The sequence below is a fragment of the Kribbella sp. NBC_00662 genome, from assembly GCF_041430295.1.
GTDB lineage: Bacteria > Actinomycetota > Actinomycetes > Propionibacteriales > Kribbellaceae > Kribbella.
Window position 1 is genome coordinate 3,050,338 of record NZ_CP109029.1, and the last position, 16,441, is coordinate 3,066,778.

19 protein-coding genes are annotated in these 16,441 nt (G+C 68.5%); 10 read left to right on the forward strand and 9 right to left on the reverse strand.

The window, feature by feature from the left end:
- Nucleotides 1-3: 3 nt before the first annotated feature.
- Genes OHA10_RS15455 through OHA10_RS15465 form a run of 3 tightly spaced genes read right to left on the reverse strand, consistent with a single transcriptional unit; the run spans nucleotide 4 to nucleotide 3,034 of the window.
- Nucleotides 4-1,239, reverse strand: coding sequence for a RimK family alpha-L-glutamate ligase (locus tag OHA10_RS15455; RefSeq protein ID WP_371406895.1), 1,236 nt, complete (start codon nucleotides 1,237-1,239; stop codon nucleotides 4-6).
- 12 nt (nucleotides 1,240-1,251) lie between these two features.
- Nucleotides 1,252-1,998: an esterase family protein gene (locus OHA10_RS15460; protein ID WP_371406896.1), complete on the reverse strand. Its 747-nt coding sequence runs from the start codon at nucleotides 1,996-1,998 to the stop codon at nucleotides 1,252-1,254.
- On the reverse strand, nucleotides 1,958-3,034 hold the full coding sequence (locus OHA10_RS15465) for an alpha/beta hydrolase (RefSeq protein ID WP_371406897.1): 1,077 nt from the start codon (nucleotides 3,032-3,034) through the stop codon (nucleotides 1,958-1,960). Before OHA10_RS15465 ends, OHA10_RS15460 begins: the two co-directional genes overlap by 41 nt.
- A gap of 43 nt (nucleotides 3,035-3,077) precedes the next feature.
- Between OHA10_RS15465 and OHA10_RS15470 the strand changes: the two genes are divergently transcribed.
- Nucleotides 3,078-3,440 (forward strand): MmcQ/YjbR family DNA-binding protein, encoded by a 363-nt coding sequence (locus OHA10_RS15470; protein ID WP_371406898.1) that lies wholly within the window; start codon nucleotides 3,078-3,080, stop codon nucleotides 3,438-3,440.
- 184 nt (nucleotides 3,441-3,624) lie between these two features.
- Here the strand turns inward: OHA10_RS15470 and OHA10_RS15475 are convergent, their stop codons facing one another.
- A complete protein-coding gene (locus OHA10_RS15475; RefSeq protein WP_371407947.1) occupies nucleotides 3,625-4,365 on the reverse strand; it encodes a response regulator in 741 nt (246 codons plus the stop codon).
- Entirely contained in the window at nucleotides 4,362-5,720 is a 1,359-nt protein-coding gene (locus tag OHA10_RS15480) for a sensor histidine kinase (protein WP_371406899.1), read from the reverse strand. The genes OHA10_RS15475 and OHA10_RS15480 overlap by 4 nt, the downstream gene beginning before the upstream one ends.
- A 176-nt stretch (nucleotides 5,721-5,896) precedes the next feature.
- Here OHA10_RS15480 and OHA10_RS15485 point away from each other — a divergent pair, with 176 nt between their 5' ends.
- The 3 genes from OHA10_RS15485 to OHA10_RS15495 all read left to right on the forward strand — a co-directional run bounded on the left by OHA10_RS15485 (nucleotide 5,897) and on the right by OHA10_RS15495 (nucleotide 7,448).
- The gene (locus tag OHA10_RS15485) at nucleotides 5,897-6,607 is read left to right on the forward strand and encodes a M15 family metallopeptidase (RefSeq protein ID WP_371406900.1); all 711 of its coding nucleotides are present in this window, start codon (nucleotides 5,897-5,899) and stop codon (nucleotides 6,605-6,607) included.
- Nucleotides 6,608-6,626: 19 nt separating this feature from the next.
- Nucleotides 6,627-6,998, forward strand: a complete 372-nt coding sequence (locus OHA10_RS15490) for a hypothetical protein (protein WP_371406901.1) — start codon at nucleotides 6,627-6,629, stop codon at nucleotides 6,996-6,998.
- Nucleotides 6,999-7,061: 63 nt separating this feature from the next.
- Nucleotides 7,062-7,448 (forward strand): pilus assembly protein CpaE, encoded by a 387-nt coding sequence (locus OHA10_RS15495; RefSeq protein ID WP_371406902.1) that lies wholly within the window; start codon nucleotides 7,062-7,064, stop codon nucleotides 7,446-7,448.
- On the opposite strand, the gene OHA10_RS15500 is transcribed toward OHA10_RS15495, so the two are convergent.
- Nucleotides 7,445-8,155: a hypothetical protein gene (locus OHA10_RS15500; protein WP_371406903.1), complete on the reverse strand. Its 711-nt coding sequence runs from the start codon at nucleotides 8,153-8,155 to the stop codon at nucleotides 7,445-7,447. The two genes, OHA10_RS15495 and OHA10_RS15500, sit on opposite strands and share 4 nt — an antisense overlap.
- A 63-nt stretch (nucleotides 8,156-8,218) precedes the next feature.
- Here OHA10_RS15500 and OHA10_RS15505 point away from each other — a divergent pair, with 63 nt between their 5' ends.
- The 6 genes from OHA10_RS15505 (at nucleotide 8,219) to OHA10_RS15530 (ending at nucleotide 13,074) form a co-directional block, all read left to right on the forward strand.
- Nucleotides 8,219-9,232 carry an ornithine cyclodeaminase family protein gene (locus tag OHA10_RS15505; RefSeq protein ID WP_371406904.1) on the forward strand — a complete coding sequence of 338 codons (1,014 nt, stop codon included), beginning with the start codon at nucleotides 8,219-8,221 and terminating at the stop codon, nucleotides 9,230-9,232.
- Nucleotides 9,232-10,656 carry an aromatic amino acid lyase gene (locus OHA10_RS15510; protein WP_371406905.1) on the forward strand — a complete coding sequence of 475 codons (1,425 nt, stop codon included), beginning with the start codon at nucleotides 9,232-9,234 and terminating at the stop codon, nucleotides 10,654-10,656. The genes OHA10_RS15505 and OHA10_RS15510 overlap by 1 nt, the downstream gene beginning before the upstream one ends.
- 156 nt (nucleotides 10,657-10,812) lie before the next feature.
- Nucleotides 10,813-11,466: a hypothetical protein gene (locus OHA10_RS15515; RefSeq protein WP_371406906.1), complete on the forward strand. Its 654-nt coding sequence runs from the start codon at nucleotides 10,813-10,815 to the stop codon at nucleotides 11,464-11,466.
- A 44-nt stretch (nucleotides 11,467-11,510) separates the two neighbouring features.
- The gene (locus tag OHA10_RS15520) at nucleotides 11,511-11,858 is read left to right on the forward strand and encodes an ArsR/SmtB family transcription factor (protein ID WP_371406907.1); all 348 of its coding nucleotides are present in this window, start codon (nucleotides 11,511-11,513) and stop codon (nucleotides 11,856-11,858) included.
- Nucleotides 11,855-12,331, forward strand: coding sequence for an SRPBCC family protein (locus OHA10_RS15525; protein WP_371406908.1), 477 nt, complete (start codon nucleotides 11,855-11,857; stop codon nucleotides 12,329-12,331). The genes OHA10_RS15520 and OHA10_RS15525 overlap by 4 nt, the downstream gene beginning before the upstream one ends.
- Entirely contained in the window at nucleotides 12,331-13,074 is a 744-nt protein-coding gene (locus tag OHA10_RS15530; protein ID WP_371406909.1) for an SDR family NAD(P)-dependent oxidoreductase, read from the forward strand. Before OHA10_RS15525 ends, OHA10_RS15530 begins: the two co-directional genes overlap by 1 nt.
- Before the next feature lies 1 nt (nucleotide 13,075).
- Here OHA10_RS15530 and OHA10_RS15535 read toward each other — a convergent pair whose 3' ends face one another.
- The 3 genes from OHA10_RS15535 to OHA10_RS15545 are packed head-to-tail and all read right to left on the reverse strand — an operon-like array spanning nucleotide 13,076 to nucleotide 16,400.
- Complete coding sequence (locus OHA10_RS15535) at nucleotides 13,076-14,239, reverse strand: NAD(P)/FAD-dependent oxidoreductase (protein ID WP_371406910.1); 1,164 nt, start codon at nucleotides 14,237-14,239, stop codon at nucleotides 13,076-13,078.
- Entirely contained in the window at nucleotides 14,236-15,780 is a 1,545-nt protein-coding gene (locus tag OHA10_RS15540) for an aldehyde dehydrogenase family protein (protein WP_371406911.1), read from the reverse strand. Before OHA10_RS15540 ends, OHA10_RS15535 begins: the two co-directional genes overlap by 4 nt.
- A 26-nt stretch (nucleotides 15,781-15,806) precedes the next feature.
- Nucleotides 15,807-16,400 carry a hypothetical protein gene (locus tag OHA10_RS15545; protein ID WP_371406912.1) on the reverse strand — a complete coding sequence of 198 codons (594 nt, stop codon included), beginning with the start codon at nucleotides 16,398-16,400 and terminating at the stop codon, nucleotides 15,807-15,809.
- Nucleotides 16,401-16,441: the final 41 nt, after the last annotated feature.

Sequence of the window (16,441 nt, forward strand, 5' to 3'; positions counted from 1 at the left end):
CCTCTAGCCTGCCTGATCCACCACCCACAGGTCGGTCAGGCCCTTGAAGTGGGCGTAGAACTTCTCCTGTTCGTGCTCCGGGTACGTCGCGACGACGGTCTCGCGCAGCAGCTTGGCGAAGTCCGGGCCGCTGACCCAATCGCGGACCCGCTGGTCGAAATCACCCAGATGGGCGGCGCACCATTCGTGGTACTTCGCGGTTTCGAAGTGCTCGTCCGCGAGTGCCAGGTAGGCGTCGAGCTTCGCGTCGTAGTCCAAGGACGGGTCGTCGGCGATGTCGAAGTACCGCTCGGTGTGCAGGTCGACCTTGCTGCGGCGGCCGGTGGCGAGCGAGAAGACCGACCACTTGACCAGCGCGCTGATCGCCCACGGGAAGTAGTAGTGCAGCGAGGTGACCGCGACGTCCGGGCAGGCGTTCGCGTAATCGATCGGGTAGACGTCGTCGCCCGCGACCAGCATCTCGCAGGAGTTGAACTCCCAGCCGAAGAACGCGTTGACGATCCGGCTGATCGCCACCGTCTGGTGCCCGGCAGACGGACTCAGGAAGCCGTGCGAGACGGCGTACCGGTTGTGCATCGGCTCGTCCGGGCGGAAGTCCATCACCATCGTCTCGGCGCCGATCGAGAGCGCGCGGGCGAACTTGTCGTACTCGACCGTGGCCTGCAGGTGCATCAGCATCTCGTCGGACTCGTCGTACGCGCGGTGCAGATCGTCGCGGTTGTTGATCCGCGAGACGCCACGCCAGCCGCCGCCGTCGAACGGCTTCATGTAGAGCGGGTAGCCGAGGTCGTCCGCGATCGCGTCCAGGTCGAACGGCCGGTTGTACTTCGCCGACGTGTACGCCCAGCGCACGTTGTCGACCGGGTTCTTGTACGGCACGAGCACTGTCCGCGGGATCTTCAGCCCGAGCCGGAGCATCGCGCAGTACGCCGAGTGCTTCTCCATCGCCTGGAACGTGAACGGGGAGTTGAGCAGGTACGTGCCGTTCATCAGCGCGGCCTTCTTCAGCCACTCGCGCGGGTGGTAGTACCAGTACGCGAGCCGGTCGATCACCAGACCGACCCGGACCGGGTCGTTCAGGTCGAACGGCTCGATGGTCAGCCGCCGGGACCCGAACTCGTGCTCGTGGCCGTCGAGCGTGACCGGCCCGACCCGCTGCAGCAACGCCTCGAACGCCTGCGGCCAGTCTTCCTCGGCGCCCAGCAACAACCCGATCAGATGGCGGGAACGATCACTCACGTGTGGATCTCCTCAGCAGAATCGGGGCAGATGATGGGCGAGCTGCTGACGCCACCACGGCCAGTCGTGTGCTACGTCGTACCCCCACATGTCCAGCTCATGCGGGATGCCCCTCTCGGTCAGCACAGCATCGGTCGCGCGAGCCGACGGCAACGACCCGGTCGGGTTCGTCTCCCAGTCACCTTGACCCACTGTGAGCAGGATGAACAGCCGCCCACGCAAATAGTCCAGATGCTCGCCCGACAGGTTGGGCAGGTAGTCGGCCGGGTTGTTGAAGTACGTCGCGTCGCCGCGCTCGCCCCACGCGTGCCAACTGCTCGCGTCGTAGTTCCCGGACTGGCAGATCGCGACCGGGAACAGGTCGGCCCGCTTGAACGCGAAGTTCAGTGCGTGGAAGGCACCCAGGCTGCAGCCGGTCGTGATGATGTCGCTGACCCCGGGCGAGTCGGCCCCGATCGCCGGCACGACCTGATTCACGATCCACGACTCGTACAGCTCGTGCCGGCGGGCGCGGTCCTCGAGCTGGATGCTCCGGTCCGACCAGCTGACGTGGTCGTACGAGTCGACGCAGTACAGCTTCACCCGCCCGGCCTCGATCAGGTCCGCGACGGCGTCGACCATGCCGTTGTTCTCGTAGTCCCAGGCCCGGCCCTGCTCGCTCGGAAAGACCAGCATCGGGCGGCCGAAATGCCCGTAGCGGATCACTGTTCCGGGGCGATCAAGCCCCGGCGCCGCCAACTCGGCCTGCTCCCGTTCCATCAGCCCCACCCCAGGTCTGCCGCAGTAGATCCGTCAGATCAGGATGGAGCACATCCCGCCAGGCTGTGAAGTTGTGCATGTCGGGTGTTTCGTCGAGCGCGACCTCGAGGCCGAGCTCGGCCAGCCGCGCGGCCATCACCCGGTTGTTGTGCACGTTCTCCTCGGTCGTCCCGGCGGTCATCCCGACCAGCGGCGTACTCGGCGCCGTGGTTGCCGTCAGCACCTGCTCGACGAACGCGGTGACCTCGGCGTAGAACTCGAACCGCGACTCCTGCGGATCGGTCTCCGGCGTGAAGAACGAGCCCGACTGCAGGAACAGCCCGTCGAACGTCCCCGGGTGGTTCCACTCCGCGTGCAGCGCCGCCAGCGCCCCCAGGCTCGCGCCCATCATCACCGGCCGCCGGCTCTTGTACTGCGCTTGCACGGCCGGCACCACGTGCTGCGTCAGGGCATCGGCGTACTGCGGATTGGCGGCATACCAGAGGTTGCGCGCGGTCGGCTCGATCAGAGCGAGCCGGAACGGCGGCAGCGTGGACCCGGCGACCATCGCGCCGGCGTACTGCAGCAGACCGGCGTACGAGGCGAACTCCGGACCGTCGTGGGCGAGCAGGAGTGGCAGTTCGAACGACGGTGCGATGCCGTCCGGCGCCCACATCTGCATGTTGACCGGGCCGACCGGGGAGTCTGCAGTGAGAGCGGTCATCGTCGACGGGATCGGTGGCACGGTGAGCCAGACGGGTTCGACGTACCCCGGCAAGGGCAACCAGGAATGCTGCCCGAACGCTCCACCCACGACGCGCGGGTTGGTCGGATCGGTCCGCATCCCGAGGTCCGCGATGTCGAAAAGGTACTCCATCCGGTGCACCGACGGGCGCGGCAGCCGCAGCTCCCAGCCGTAGTCGACCGGCTTGAACTCGAGCAGCTCGGCCGGCAGACCGAGCTCCTGCCACAACCGGACGCCCGTGAACGCATGCGCAGCGTCGCCGAGGCGGAACACCACCTCGGCCCCTTCGACCGCACTCACGACACCAGGCATCCGACCACGGTACTGCTGGAAACACTGACAGGGGATGTCAGCGATGGCTGTCTATCGTGGGAACGTGGTCGATCTCACCGACATCCGCGAAATCACCGCGGACCTCCCGCGCAGCTACGAGGTACTGGTCCGGGACCGGATCAAGTTCCGCGTCGGCCAGATCGTGTACCTCGCGGTCGCGGCCGACGAGCAGACCATCGGCCTGGGCTTCCCGCGCGAGGAACGCGCCGCGGCGCTGGCCGCCGAACCGGACAAGTTCCTCCCGCCGCGCCCGTCCGACGAGCGTTTCCAGTGGATCGAGCTCAACCTCGCGGCCGTCGACTACGACGAACTCCGCGAGCTGATCCTCGACGCCTGGTCGATGTGCGTCCCGAAGAAGGTCCGCGCCGCCTACTTCGGTGACTGACGGTCATCCTCAGGTAGTAGGCCAGAACCATCCTGACGGCCGATGGGTGGCGCGGTTTCGCGAGCGACTCTGGAAGCATGACTGGGGATTTCCTACCCCGGCGCCAGAAGGCGTCGGTGCTGAGCCAAGCCGTCACCGTTGTGATCCTGCTCGTCGTAGTTGCCGTTGGCCTCTATCTGTATCTCTAGGAGTCCCAGCGCACGTCGGCCTCGCCCGGCCGCACCACGCCGGCCTCGTAGGCGACGACCACGGCCTGGACCCTGCTGGACAGGCCGAGCTTCGACAGGACCGAGCTCACGTGGGTCTTGATCGTGGTCTCGCTGACGAACAGCTTCGTCGCGAGGTCGCGGTTCGACAGGCCGCGGGCCATCCAGACCAGGATCTCGCGCTCCCGTTCGCTGAGCTGGGCGAGCAGTCCGACCCATCGCGGATCGGGCTGCGCCGGCGCGGCGTTCGGCGTACCGCCGCCGACCTGGCGCTCGAGCTCCATGCACCGCTCCAGCAGCACCCGGGTCGAGGCCGGGTCGACGAGCGAGTCGCCGCGGTACACCGCGCGGACGGCGGACACCAGCAGATCCGGATCGGTGTCCTTCAGCAGGAACCCGGACGCCCCGGCGCGTACGGCGGCCAGCACATACGCCTCATCGTCGAACGTCGTCAGCACGAGTACGGCGGGACGCGCGCGCCCGGCCTCCCGGTTGGCGGTAGTGATCCGCTCGGTCGCGACCAGACCGTCCATCACCGGCATCCGGATGTCCATCAGCACCACGTCCGGGTCGTACTGCTCGATCAGCCGGAGCGCCTCCTCGCCGTTCTCGGCCTGGGCGACCGTGGTCAGGTCCGGCTCGTGGTCGAGGATCATCGCGAGCCCCATCCGGATCACGCCCTGGTCGTCGGCGACCAGGATCCGGATCGGTTCGTTCAGTTCTGCGGCGGCAGCCATGCCTGCACTCTCCATCCACCCAGGGGGCCGGCCGCGACGGCGAGGGTCCCGCCGACCGCTGTGGCCCGTTCCCGCATCCCGATCAGCCCGTTGCCGCGGCCGCTCTCGCTGCGCCGCGCGGTCTCCAGCACGTTCACCGGCGGCGGTCCGCCGTTCCCGTTGTCGTCGATGGTGAGCAGGTCACCCTGCGGCCCACTCTGCCAGGTCACCTGCGCCGCGGTCGCCTTCGCATGCACCATCACGTTGGTCAGCGCCTCCTGGATGATCCGTACCGCGGTCAGGTCGGTCGCCGACGTGAGCTGGCGCTGCCGCGGTGGGAGCTCCATCGTCACATCGATCCCGACCGCCTTCAGCCGCTCACCCATCCGCGCCACATCCGCCAGATCCGGCACCGGCGCGGTGCCGCCGCCGGAGCCGGTGTCGCCGGCGATCTGCGGTGAGGCGGTGTTCAGCACGCGGACCGTCTCCCGCATCGCGGTCAGTGCTTCCTTGCCGCTGGCAATGATCCAGCGGATCGCCTCCCGCAGTACTTCGGGGCGCTGGTCGGCCACCCGGTCGGCGGCCTGCGCCCGGATCACGACCGCACTGACGTGGTGCGAGATCACGTCGTGGAGATCCCGGGCGATCCGGGTCCGCTCCGCGACCGCTGCACGCTCGGCCTCGACGGCACGCAGCCGGACCAGCTCGGCGTTCCGCTGCTCCAGCAGGGCGACGCTCTTGCGCCGGCGGCGGGCGTCGGCGCCCAGCAGCACCATGCCGCAGATCAGCGCCTCCGCGAACACGAACAGCGAGACGTCGATGTAGCTGTACAGGCTCGGTACGTCGCGGGGGAGGCTCCGGTAGCGGTCGCCGAGCAGGACGTCGCGGTTCACGTGGCTGAGGACGAGCGCCACGACCGTGGGGAGACCGATCATCAGGCCGGCCAGGCTGCCCATCGTGAAGAACAGGCAGGTGAAGCGCCGTACGCCGGCCGACGCCGCCAGGTAGCCGACGACGAGCAGGGGGACCAGATGGATCTCCGACTGCAGCGCGGCGTCGCTGATCTCGGGCTGGCCGAAGATCGTCAGCCCGACCTGTGCGGCGAGCCCGGTGCCGGCCGCGGCGTACAGGAACGGGTAGAGGACCGAGACGATCACGAGCATCGTGCGCGGGATCCGCCGTACGAACGCGACCGTGGCGACCAGGAAGACGCCGGTGACGACGGAGACGGCAGGGTTGTGGGGGCGTAGTCCGGTGCCGTTGATGAGGTTCAACGCGATGAACCAGACCAGGCCGATGACCGCAGCGAGCAACAGATCCTGCTGCCCCTGCGACATCCGACGCCAGATCCCCTTCATGTCGCCCAGCGTAGTCAGATGGAGTTTGCCGAAGCTTCATCTGCCCGGAGGGGCAGGCTCTCCAACTTTTGGAGGAGGCTCAGCGTCCGAACTGATACTCAGGGGCTAGAGGTGGGGCGCGAGGACGGTCCCTGGGACCGATGTGTCGACCGCGCCGATCCGAAAGGCTGTACTCCATGACTGACCACCTGCCGCCACGTCGTCCTGGCGTGGTGCGGACACGGTTGCTGTCGGTGATCGGTGTGGCCGGGGTCGGCGCGGTGGTCGGTTCGCTGCTGCTGTGGCACGCGCAGGTCGGGGACTTCCTCGGGCTGGCCGCGGACAAGGAGCCGGTGGTGTCGACCGTGAGCGCGCCGGCCGTCGGTGGACCGCCCGCGACGACCCCGGCGACGAGTACTCCGACGCCGACCCGCCGGCCGACGCACCCGCCCTCCACCCCGGCCAAGACGCCGTCGACGACTCCCACGAAGAAGTCGACGACGCGGCCGGTCGTGCGGGAGGAGAGCATCAACGGACTCTCGCCGAAGCTGAAGGCGCGGCTGAAGAAGGCGATGGCGGCCGCCAAGGCCGACGGCATCACGATCAGCATCACCTCCGCCCGGCGCAGCGCGTCCAAGCAGCAGCGGCTGCTGAACGCGGCGATCAAGAAGTACGGCTCGTACAAGCTGGCGACGCGCTGGGTGCTGCCGCCGAAGTACTCCGCTCACGTGCTGGGCAAGGCCGTGGACATCGGTCCGGCGGCCGCGATGACCTGGCTCAACAAGAACGGCTGGCGGTACGGCGTGTGCCGCCGGTACGACAACGAACCGTGGCACTTCGAGGCGCTGACCGCGCCCGGTACCAAGTGTCCGCCGCGCGAACCGCACGCGGTCGCCAAGGCCGACTGAACCCAAGGGGGAACTCACCATGACCATGACCTACGCGCAGCCCCTGACCCGGCGCTACACCCGTGCCCGCCTGGCCGTGCCCGCTCTGTGGCGGCAGGTGATCCGCTCCAGCGAGAAGGGAGACGTGACCGCCGTGCCGGAGCCGGACCGGTCCGCGTACACGCAGCTGGAGATCTATGACGGCGTCCTGGCCGCGTTCGAGCGCCGCGACGAGGTGGCCGAGGTACTGCGGGCGTCCGTGGACCGCGACACCGCCGTACGACGGCTCCGTGCGCAGTTCGGACTGAGCCACCTGCAGGCGACCGCGCTGCTCGATCTCCCGCTCACGACCGAGTGCCGGGACCGGATCGCGCACCGCGCCGAGGAACTACGCAGCGCACTCGGTCGCTGACCCTCGTCCCCCGCGGCTCGCCGCGAGCCTGCGCAGTTTGCGTGCCGTGGGGAGGATGGAAGGGTGATCACGATCGAGCAGGCCGGACGACTGCGCAAGGCCGGGGTGCTGTGGAGCCCGTCGGCAGGGGATCGCTTCGTCGTACCGGACCGAGATATGGACGACGACGTGTTCGTGGTGAGCGACATGACCGTCGAGGTGCACGACTACCAGGGCAGCAAGGTGATCGGCTTCAACGGCACCACCGAGTGGGCCCTGGACAGCATCGAGCAACGCGAGGTCATCTGGCTCCCTCGCGAGGAACAGCTCCGCGCCCTCCTCGGCGACCATTTCCGATCCCTGGAATCGGTCCCCGGCGGCTACCGGGTCAACCTCACGGACTCCACCCACTCAGCCGACGACGCCGAGCAGGCCTACGCCACAGCCGTCATCCACCTACTCGGCGCCTAACTCGTCGGCCGCCAGTACTGCTTCTTGTCCTTCTCCTTCACCGTGTAGCCGAGCTTGGTGACTTCACCGCGCAGCTCACGGAGGTCGGCCTTGCCTTTGTCGCCCTGGTCGAAGGCCTTGGAGCGGACCTTGAGGATCGCGTTCACAGCCGGTGGGAGATCGGGGTCGTCCTCGATCCAGCGGCGGAACTCGGACTCGTGCGGGTCGCCGGCATCCGACCACGGGTAGCCGTGGGCGCGGAAGGCGATCGGGATCTGCTTGGCCTCCGACTTCAGCTGGTCGTGCTTCTCGCGCGCCAGCTCCCGCGACGACGCGTCCTGCAGCACGATCTCCTTGCCGTCCAGGAAGGCGACCGCGACCTTCTCCCGCGGCACGGTCAGCGTCTTCTGGTTCTTCAGGAACTCGACCGACTGATGGGTGATCGTCACCTTCAAGATGTCGTCCAGTGCCGCGGCCGCCAGCAGTACGCCGGCGACCAGCCCGACGAGCACGCAGATCGCGACGACCCACCAGCCGTCCCACGCGGCGATCACCTTCAGCACGCCCCGGAACGGCACCCAGCCCCGCCCGGCCGCCCAGTCCGCGATCCGCGGCAGGAAGAACCCGAGCACCAGCCCGAGCAGCGGCAGCCCACCGAACAGCAGCACCTTGTCACCGGCCGAATGTCCGATCACGGTGCGCTGCGGTGTCCCGGTCGTCGACCCCATGAACTGAACGTAGCGTGACGACGAGAAACTTAAGTATCAACCGACGACAACCGAAGGAGCCAAGTGGCGGACGGCATCTGGTTGAGGTTCATCAGCGGCCCGGACATCGACGCGCTGGGGCTGACCCGGCTCGAGATCGTGGACGCGGTCGAGGAAGCGGTCCGCGAGCACGGCGAAGGGCGTACGGCGTTCGAACCGCGGGTGCACCTGACACCGGACAACGGCGGTATCGGCCACTTCAACATCCTTCGCGGCCACCTCGACGGACTCGGTGAGCACGGGATCAGCGGTGTGAAGGTCGTCGGCGACTTCGTCCCGAACTACCAGAAGGGTCTGCCCAGCGAGCTCGCGATGGCGACGCTGTTCGACCCGACGACCGGTATGCCGCTGGCGGTCCTCGACGCGACGATGATCACGGCGTCCCGCACCGGCGCGATGACCACGGTCGGCGCGCGGCACCTGGCGCGACGGGACAGCAAGGTCCTGGCGCATGTCGGGGCGCGGGGTACGGCGTGGTGGAACGTCACGATGCTCGACGACCTCCTCGACCTCGACGAGATCCGGGTGACGTCGCGGCGGCCGGAGTCGCGGGAGAAGTTCGCGGCCGAGTTGTCGGCCGAGCTGTCCACGCCGGTGCGGGTGTGCGCGAGCGCCGAGGAGGCGTTCGACGGCGCCGACGTACTCGTCGAGGCGACGCGGTTGATGGAGCCGGAGCCGTTGTTGCGTACGGCGGCGGTGCGGCCGGGGGCGTTCGTCGTACCGTATGGGACGGTGTCAGCGGTTGAGCTGGATCTGCTCGACGTGATGGACAAGGTGGTCGTCGACGACTGGCGCGAGGCGCAGTCCGGGCGGTTCGGGTCGCTGCGACGGCACGTGGACACCGGACGGTTGTCGCCGGAGACGTTGTACGCCGAGATCGGCGAGATCGTCGCTGGGCGCAAGCCGGGTCGTGAGAACGATGCCGAGCGCAACCTTTTCTGGCATCGGGGGTTGTCGCTGCTCGATGTCGCGATCGCCCATCTCATCCTTCGCCGGGCCGAGGCCGCCGACGTCGGCACGATGCTCCGGTTCCACTGATGATCAACGACCCCGCAGAACTCGACCCGGCCGGCCCTGAGCCGATCGAGCTCGCGCCCGCACTGCTCGAGCGGATGGCTGCGGTTCGTGCTGCCGCGCTCCGGACGCTCGACTCGGACGAGCCGGTGTACGGCGTCAACACCGGCATGGGCAACCTCAGCAAGGTCCGCCTGACCGAGGCCGACCAGCGCGCCCACCAACGCAACCTGCTCCTGGGCCGAGCCGTCGGCGGCCCACCCTGGCTCCCACCCGACGAGTCCCGCGCCGTCCTCATAGCCCGCCTGAAAACCTTCCTCACCGGCGACGCCGCCGTCTCCGTCGACCTCATCCACCAACTAGTTGCCTTGATCAACAGCCCCTACACCCCCGCCATCCCCGCCGAAGGCGCCGGGTCGGCGGGTGAAATCATCCCGCTCGCCCACGCGGCGGGCCCGTTGGTCGGCATAGGTTGGCTGCAGGCCGGCTCCGAACTGCAAACGGCTGAAGGCTTCTTGCCTGCGCTCGAGCTTGGTCCCAAGGAAGGCATCGCTTTGCTTGCCGGGACGCCTGGTACGGCCGGACGGGCGGCGCTTGCTGCACGGAAGGCGAGTCGGCTGGCTGATCATCTGACTGCGGTGGCTGCTGGCGCGATTGCTGTGGTGGGTGCCAATCGGGATCCGTATCAGCCGTCGGCAGCACGTGGAGATGACGTGCTGGCGGTGGAGTTTGCGCGGCTGCGGGAGCTTGCCGGTCCTGAGCCGGAGCCGCGCAGCCTTCAGGCGCCGGTTTCGTTTCGGGTAGCGGGGCACGTGAATGCTCATGTGCGTCGGACCTTGCAGCAGTTGGACGACGCGGTAGAGCGGGCCTTCACAGGCGTGTCCGACTCGCCGGCGTACCTGGAGGGCGACTTCGTCGGCACCGCCGGCTTCCACGGCATCGACCTCGCGGCGTACTGCGACCACCTGACCGCCGCGCTCGCCCACGCCGCCGAGGTCTCGACAGCGCGGCTCCACCGCCTCCTCGATCCGAGCGTCACCGGCCTCACCGCCCAGCTCGCCTGCGAACCGGGCCCGCAAGCAGGCCTCGTGGCGGTCCACAAACGCGCCGTCGCCACCACCCACCAGCTCCGCCGCCTAACGTTGCCCACAGCAATCAGTACGGCGGAGACCTCCAACGGTCAGGAAGACGTCCAGACCTTCTCCTGGGAAGCCGTCGGCAACCTCGCCGAAGCCATCCGCCTCACCCGCGAGACAACCGCCTGCGAGCTCCTCGCCGTACGCCAAGCCTTCGCGCTCTCGGCCGGACCGATCCCACCAGGACTCCGCGATCTCATCCAGGCCGTCGACGACGTCGTACCTCCGATCGACGCCGACCGCCCCTTCGGCGAGGACCTCACCCGCCTGCTGACGACCGTGCTCCAGCTCTCCCCGGCGACGGGAGCTTAGGTAACCCTGGCCTGACAAACTGCGGCTCCGTTCTGGAGGTTGATCGAAAAAGCGAGCCCGACACGCGGGTGACGTCGAGTCGCAAGTAGCCTGCATCGGGTCTGAGTCGTTGGCTTGGGTGCGCGCGCCTGCACGAAGAGCTGGAGGATTTTTCGAGTGAAGCGGTTCGTGGTACCGCCGAGCTGGCCGTCCCCACCCCGTCGCAGCTGGGTCCCACCGAAGACGTGGCGTCCCGATCCGTCCTGGCCGCCGGCCCCGGAGGGCTGGCGCTTCTGGGTCGACGGCAAAGGCAATCCGGTCCGCGGCCCGATCGGCCAGTACGGCGCTCCGTCGCGCCGCGTCGTGTACGCCGGTGGCGCAGCCCTCGTCCTGTTCCTCGGAGTCAACCTCTGGGCCGTATCCGCGATCGGCCTGTTCGGCGGCGGGTCGGACGACGCGGCCGTGAAGGTCTTCGACAGTCAGTCCCCGTCGCCCACCGCCTCACCCAGTACGACGCCGCCGGCCGTGCCGCGATCGACCGTCACCCCGCCGCGGGTCCCGACGACGACCCCCGTGCCGACTCACGCGCCGACGCGGCGTCCGACCCAGGAGCCGACCCGGCGACCGAGCACCACCAAGACCACCGAGCGGCCGCAGACCCCGGACCCGAAGCCGACGCGCACGACGACCAGCACGAAGACCCCGACGCCGACGCGTCCGACCAGCCGGCCGTCGACCCGCGAGGAGATCCTCCGGCAGTACTGCATCGACCACGGCTGGGACCCGTCCTTGTGCGACCCGGACCGATGGGAAACGCCGCGGCATCCTTGACCCGGCCTTGACGGCTCAGGTGGGCCAGAGGCATTCTTAACCATATGGTTCTGAAACCGTCTGGTTCTGAAGTCGCGCTGACCGGCGTCTTCGCGGCCCTCGCCGACCCGACCCGCCGGGCGATCCTGACCCGGCTCAAGGACGGCGACGCGACCGTCGCGGAGCTCGCGGCGCCGTTCAGCATGTCGCAGCCGGCCGTCTCCAAGCATCTGAAGGTGCTCGAGCAGGCCGGCCTGATCAGCCGCTCGCAACGGGCGACCGCACGGCTGAGTCACCTCGAGGCGCAGCCGCTCCGCGAGGCGGTCGGCTGGTTGATGGACTACCGCGCCTACTGGGCGGAGAGCTTCGACCGCCTCGACGAGCTGCTCGACGACCTGAAGGAGCAATCGTGAAGGTCGTCGCGGAGCCCGGCGTACCGCAGGTCGTCATCGTGCGGGAGTTCAACGCGCCGCGGGAGCTGCTGTTCCGCGCGTACACCGAGCCCGAGCTGGTGAAGCGCTGGCTGGGTCCGGCCGGGCTCGAACTGGTCGTGAACCAGCTCGACCCACGGCACGGCGGCCGCTGGCGATGGACGCACTACGACCAGGACGGCAAGGGCTACGTGTTCCACGGGCTGTACCACGGGGAGCCGACGCCGGAGCGGATCGTGCAGACGTACGAGTTCGACCAGGCGCCCGGCACCGTCTACCTGAACCTGATCACCTTCGACGAGGCCGACGGGGTCACCACGCTGACCCAGAACACGGTGTTCTTCGCGGTCGAGGACCGCGACCTGTACGTCGCCGGCGGCATGGAGCGCGGGATCCGCGCGTCGATGCAGCAGCTCGAAGACCTCGTCACCGAACTGGCCGAGGAGGCCCACTGATGATGCTCACCGACAAACACGCGATCGTGTACGGCGCGGCCGGCCCGATCGGCAGCGCGGTCGCCAAGGCGTTCGCCGCCGAGGGCGCGACCGTGCATCTGGCCGGACGTACTGCGGAACGCCTGGAGCGGGTCGCCGACGAGATCCGCGCCGCCGGCGGGACTGCCGACGTTGCCGTCGTCGACGCCCTCGACGAGAAGTCCGTGGACGAGCACGCCGAGGCGATCGGCCGGATCGACATCTCCTTCAACCTGATCGGCCACCAGCAGTTCTTCGGCACGCCGCTGATCGACATGCCGCTCGCGGACTTCGAGCAGCCGGTCTCGGCCATGGTCCGCACGTTCTACCTGACCTCGCGGGCCGCCGCGCGACGGATGATCCCGCAGGGCTCGGGCGTCATCCTGACCTTCGGCGGGTACGGCGAGCCCGCCGCCAACCTCGGCGGTTTCCAAGTGGGCTTCGGTGCCGTCGAGGCGCTCCGCCGCGGTCTGGCGCTGGAGCTCGGACCGCACGGGATTCGCGTGCTCACGCTGCAGTCCAACGGGATCCCGGAGGCGGTCCCGGCCGACTTCCCCAAGAAGGCAGCCGAGGCAATCGCAAAACACACCGCCGACACCACGATGCTCAAACGCGCCGCCACGCTCGCCGATGTCGGCACTCTCGCGGCTTTCGCCGCCTCGGATCTAGCGCGCTCGATGACCGGCACCGCCCTCAATCTCACGGCGGGCGCAGTCGTCAACTAGCTCAGACGACGTTCCGTTCGGCGCGGGTTGTGGAGTCGGCGAAGCGGCGGGCGTTCAGGGGGCTGATGTCGACGAAGGGTTCGCGGCCGAGGTACAGGTCGCGGATCACCTCGCCGACGGCGGGGCCCTGGAGGAAGCCGTGGCCCGAGAAGCCGGTCGCATAAAGGAAGCGGGAGACGTCGTCCGCCTCACCGATGAGGGCGTTGTGGTCGGGGGTGATCTCGTACAGGCCGGCCCAGCCGCCGGTGAGGCCGACGTCGAGGAGCGACGGCGCGCGGCGGGCCATCACGTCGGTCAGGCGCGGGATCCAGGTGTCGGTGCGGTTGAGGTGGAAGCCGGGCTGCTCGTCGGGATCGGACATGCCTACCAGCAGTCCGGGACCCTCGCGGTGGAAGTAGAACGTGCTGCCGAAGTCGATCGTCATCGGCAGGTTCGCCGGGAGATCGGGGATCGGCTCGGTCACCACGATCTGCCGGCGCAGCGGGGTGACCGGTAGCTCGACGCCGACCGACGCGGCGAGGCTTTCGGACCAGGCACCGGCCGCGCAGACCACGGTGCCTGTCCGGACGGTGCCTCGGTTGGTCCGCACCGCGGTCAAACGGTTGCCGACGGCATCGATCCCGGTGACTTCACAACCGGTCAGCAGTGTCGCGCCGAGTCGGCGGGCGGCGGTCGCGTAGCCGAGTACGACGGACTCCGGCGTACAGTGCCCGCCCGTCGGCGAGAAGCATGCGCCGACGAGCCCGTCAGCCGCGACGATCGGTGCGAGTGCGACCGCCTCGTCGACCGAGATCATCCGGGTCGGTTGGCCGAGGGTGTTCTGTAGTTCGGTGCTGTCGCGGAATTGCGCGACCTGCTCGTCGGTCTGCAGCAGGAACAGATACCCGACCCGATGCAGGTCGATCTCCTGCCCAGGCCGACCAGCAAAGCGCGCGAACGCCTCCAGACTCCGCGCCCCCAGCGCAATGTTCACCGAGTCGGAGAAGTTCGCTCGCACCCCACCCGCCGCTTTGCAGGTCGACCCGGAGCCAAGGTGGTCCCGTTCGAGCAGCAGTACGTGCCCGACACCCGCCTCGGCGAGATGGAAGGCGATGCTCGTCCCCATCACCCCGCCTCCCACGATCACCACATCCGCGGACTCCGGCAGCGCAGGCGCTGGGCTCACGGGAGTTCGAAGGACAGGTCGGCTTCGACGGTTTCGGTGTCCATCTGGGCCTTCTGTAGTTTGCCGGAGTAGTCCCAGTTCAGCGACTGCCAGCGGGTGAACTGGTCGAGGACCCAGATGCCGCTCTGCCGTGACCCGTTGCCCGACTTCCCGTTGCCGCCGAACGGCAGGTGTGCCTCGGCGCCGGAGGTCGAGTTGTTCACGCTCACCATCCCCGCCGAGATCCCCTGCGCGAACCGGAACGCCTTGTTCGGGTCGGTCGTGTAGATCGAGCTCGACAGCCCGTATCCCGACTTGTTGCCCAGAGCAATCGCTTCGTCGAGGTCGGAGTACGGCGTGACACCGACGATCGGGCCGAACGTCTCGTTCATGAACAGCTCGTCGTCCGGCTGCACTCCGGCCACGATCACCGGGTGGTAGAACAACCCGTCCGACGGATCGCCGACGAACCCGGTCCGCGGGTTGTCGGCAGTGACCCGCCCGGTCCGCCCGAGCACCCGGTGATGCGGCTCGATCCACCCGAGCGACTTCTCGAACCCGGCCGCGAACTTCTCGTCCAGCAACGGCCCGAACAACACGCCCTGCGCCGGATCGCCCATCGCCGCCTCGGCGACAGCGTGTGCGAACCGATCGAGGAACTCCTCGTGCACCGAGCGATGCACGATCGCCGTACCGAGTGAGGTGCACCGCTGTCCCGCCGTACCGAAGCCGGAGAAGAGTGCGCCCTCCACGGCCAGATCGAGATCTGCGTCCTCGGTGATCACCATCGGGTTCTTCCCGCCGAGCTCGAGGCACGGCGTCTGCAGGTGCCGCCCGCACAGCTCGCCGATCCGCTCACCGACCGCGCTCGACCCGGTGAAGCCGACCTTGTTGATCAGCCCCGCCTGCAGCGCCTGCTCGAGACCCGTGAACGTGTCCGACCCGTCGGCGTAGACGACGTTGAAGACACCTGCCGGTACGCCGGAATGCGCGAAGATCTCGTAGAAAGCGTCCGAGACCACGGCGGAGTACTCCGCCGGCTTCCAGACGACCGTGTTGCCGCAGAGCAACGCCGGCACGATGTACCAGGACGGGACCGCGACCGGGAAGTTGCCGGCCGTGATCACCGCGACCGTCCCGACCGGTCGGCGGAACGTGAACAGCTGCTTGTCCGGCATCTCCGACGGCACTGTCTGCCCGTACAACCGGCGGCCCTCGCCGAGGAAGAAGTCGCAGGTGTCGATGATCTCCTGCACCTCGCCCAGCGCTTCGGCGAGCGGCTTGCCGATCTCGCGCGTGACGAGCGCCGCGAGCCGCTCCTTGTTCAGCGTCATCAGCCGGCCGACGTTCGAGATCACCTGACCGCGCTGCGGCGCCGGCGTCGCGGCCCACGCGGCCTGCGCGGACCGAGCCACCGAAGCGGCCCTGACGAAGACCTCCGGCCCGGCGCTACCGACCGTCCCGACGACCTCGCTCAACCGAGCGGGGTTGGTCGACGGAGTACGTCGTACCGCCTCCGCCACGCGCTCGCCACCGACAACGGACAGCACCTCTACGGCCATGCGGGATCCTCTCGCCAGACGCGAACTCAGTCGTGAGGATCCACCCTAAGTGGGACCTTGTTGCCGGGGTAGAGATCCGGGATCGGGATCGGCATCCGCCACAGGTGCGAGTCCGGGTGGATCATGCCGTGCCGGATGGCGACGTACCGGAGCAGGCGGAGCGGGCCGGCGATCAGGATGAACGCCAGCGGGAGCTCGACCAGCAGAGCGCTCAGCAGCGCCTGGGTGAGGTCGTCGCCGCGATGACTGGTCATCACGTCGAACCAGGCGTCGCAGATCAGCAGCACCCCGGTCGCGAACGCGGTCGGGAACACGAACTGCTTGCGCTTCCAGCCCGCGAGCGCGGTCAGGATCAGCATCGTGAGCAGCAGGATGTCGAAGCCGACCCAGGTCGCGACCCAGTTCCGCGCGACGTAGTGGCTGGGCAGGGTGATCGCCAGGTACACGGTCCACGGGATCAGGGCGGCCGCGCAGACCAGCATCAGCACGGTCCGCCATTTGCGGAGCCGGTCCATCGTTCGCCGGGACGGCAGGCCGCCCGGGTTCGGCGCCAGCCGCAGGATCAGGTCCCGCCGCTCGGCAGGTGTCATCGCCGCGATCTCTTCGTCGGTCAGCTGCACATTTCGAGTATGCCTTGTGATTGCATTCACAAGCTAGTAAT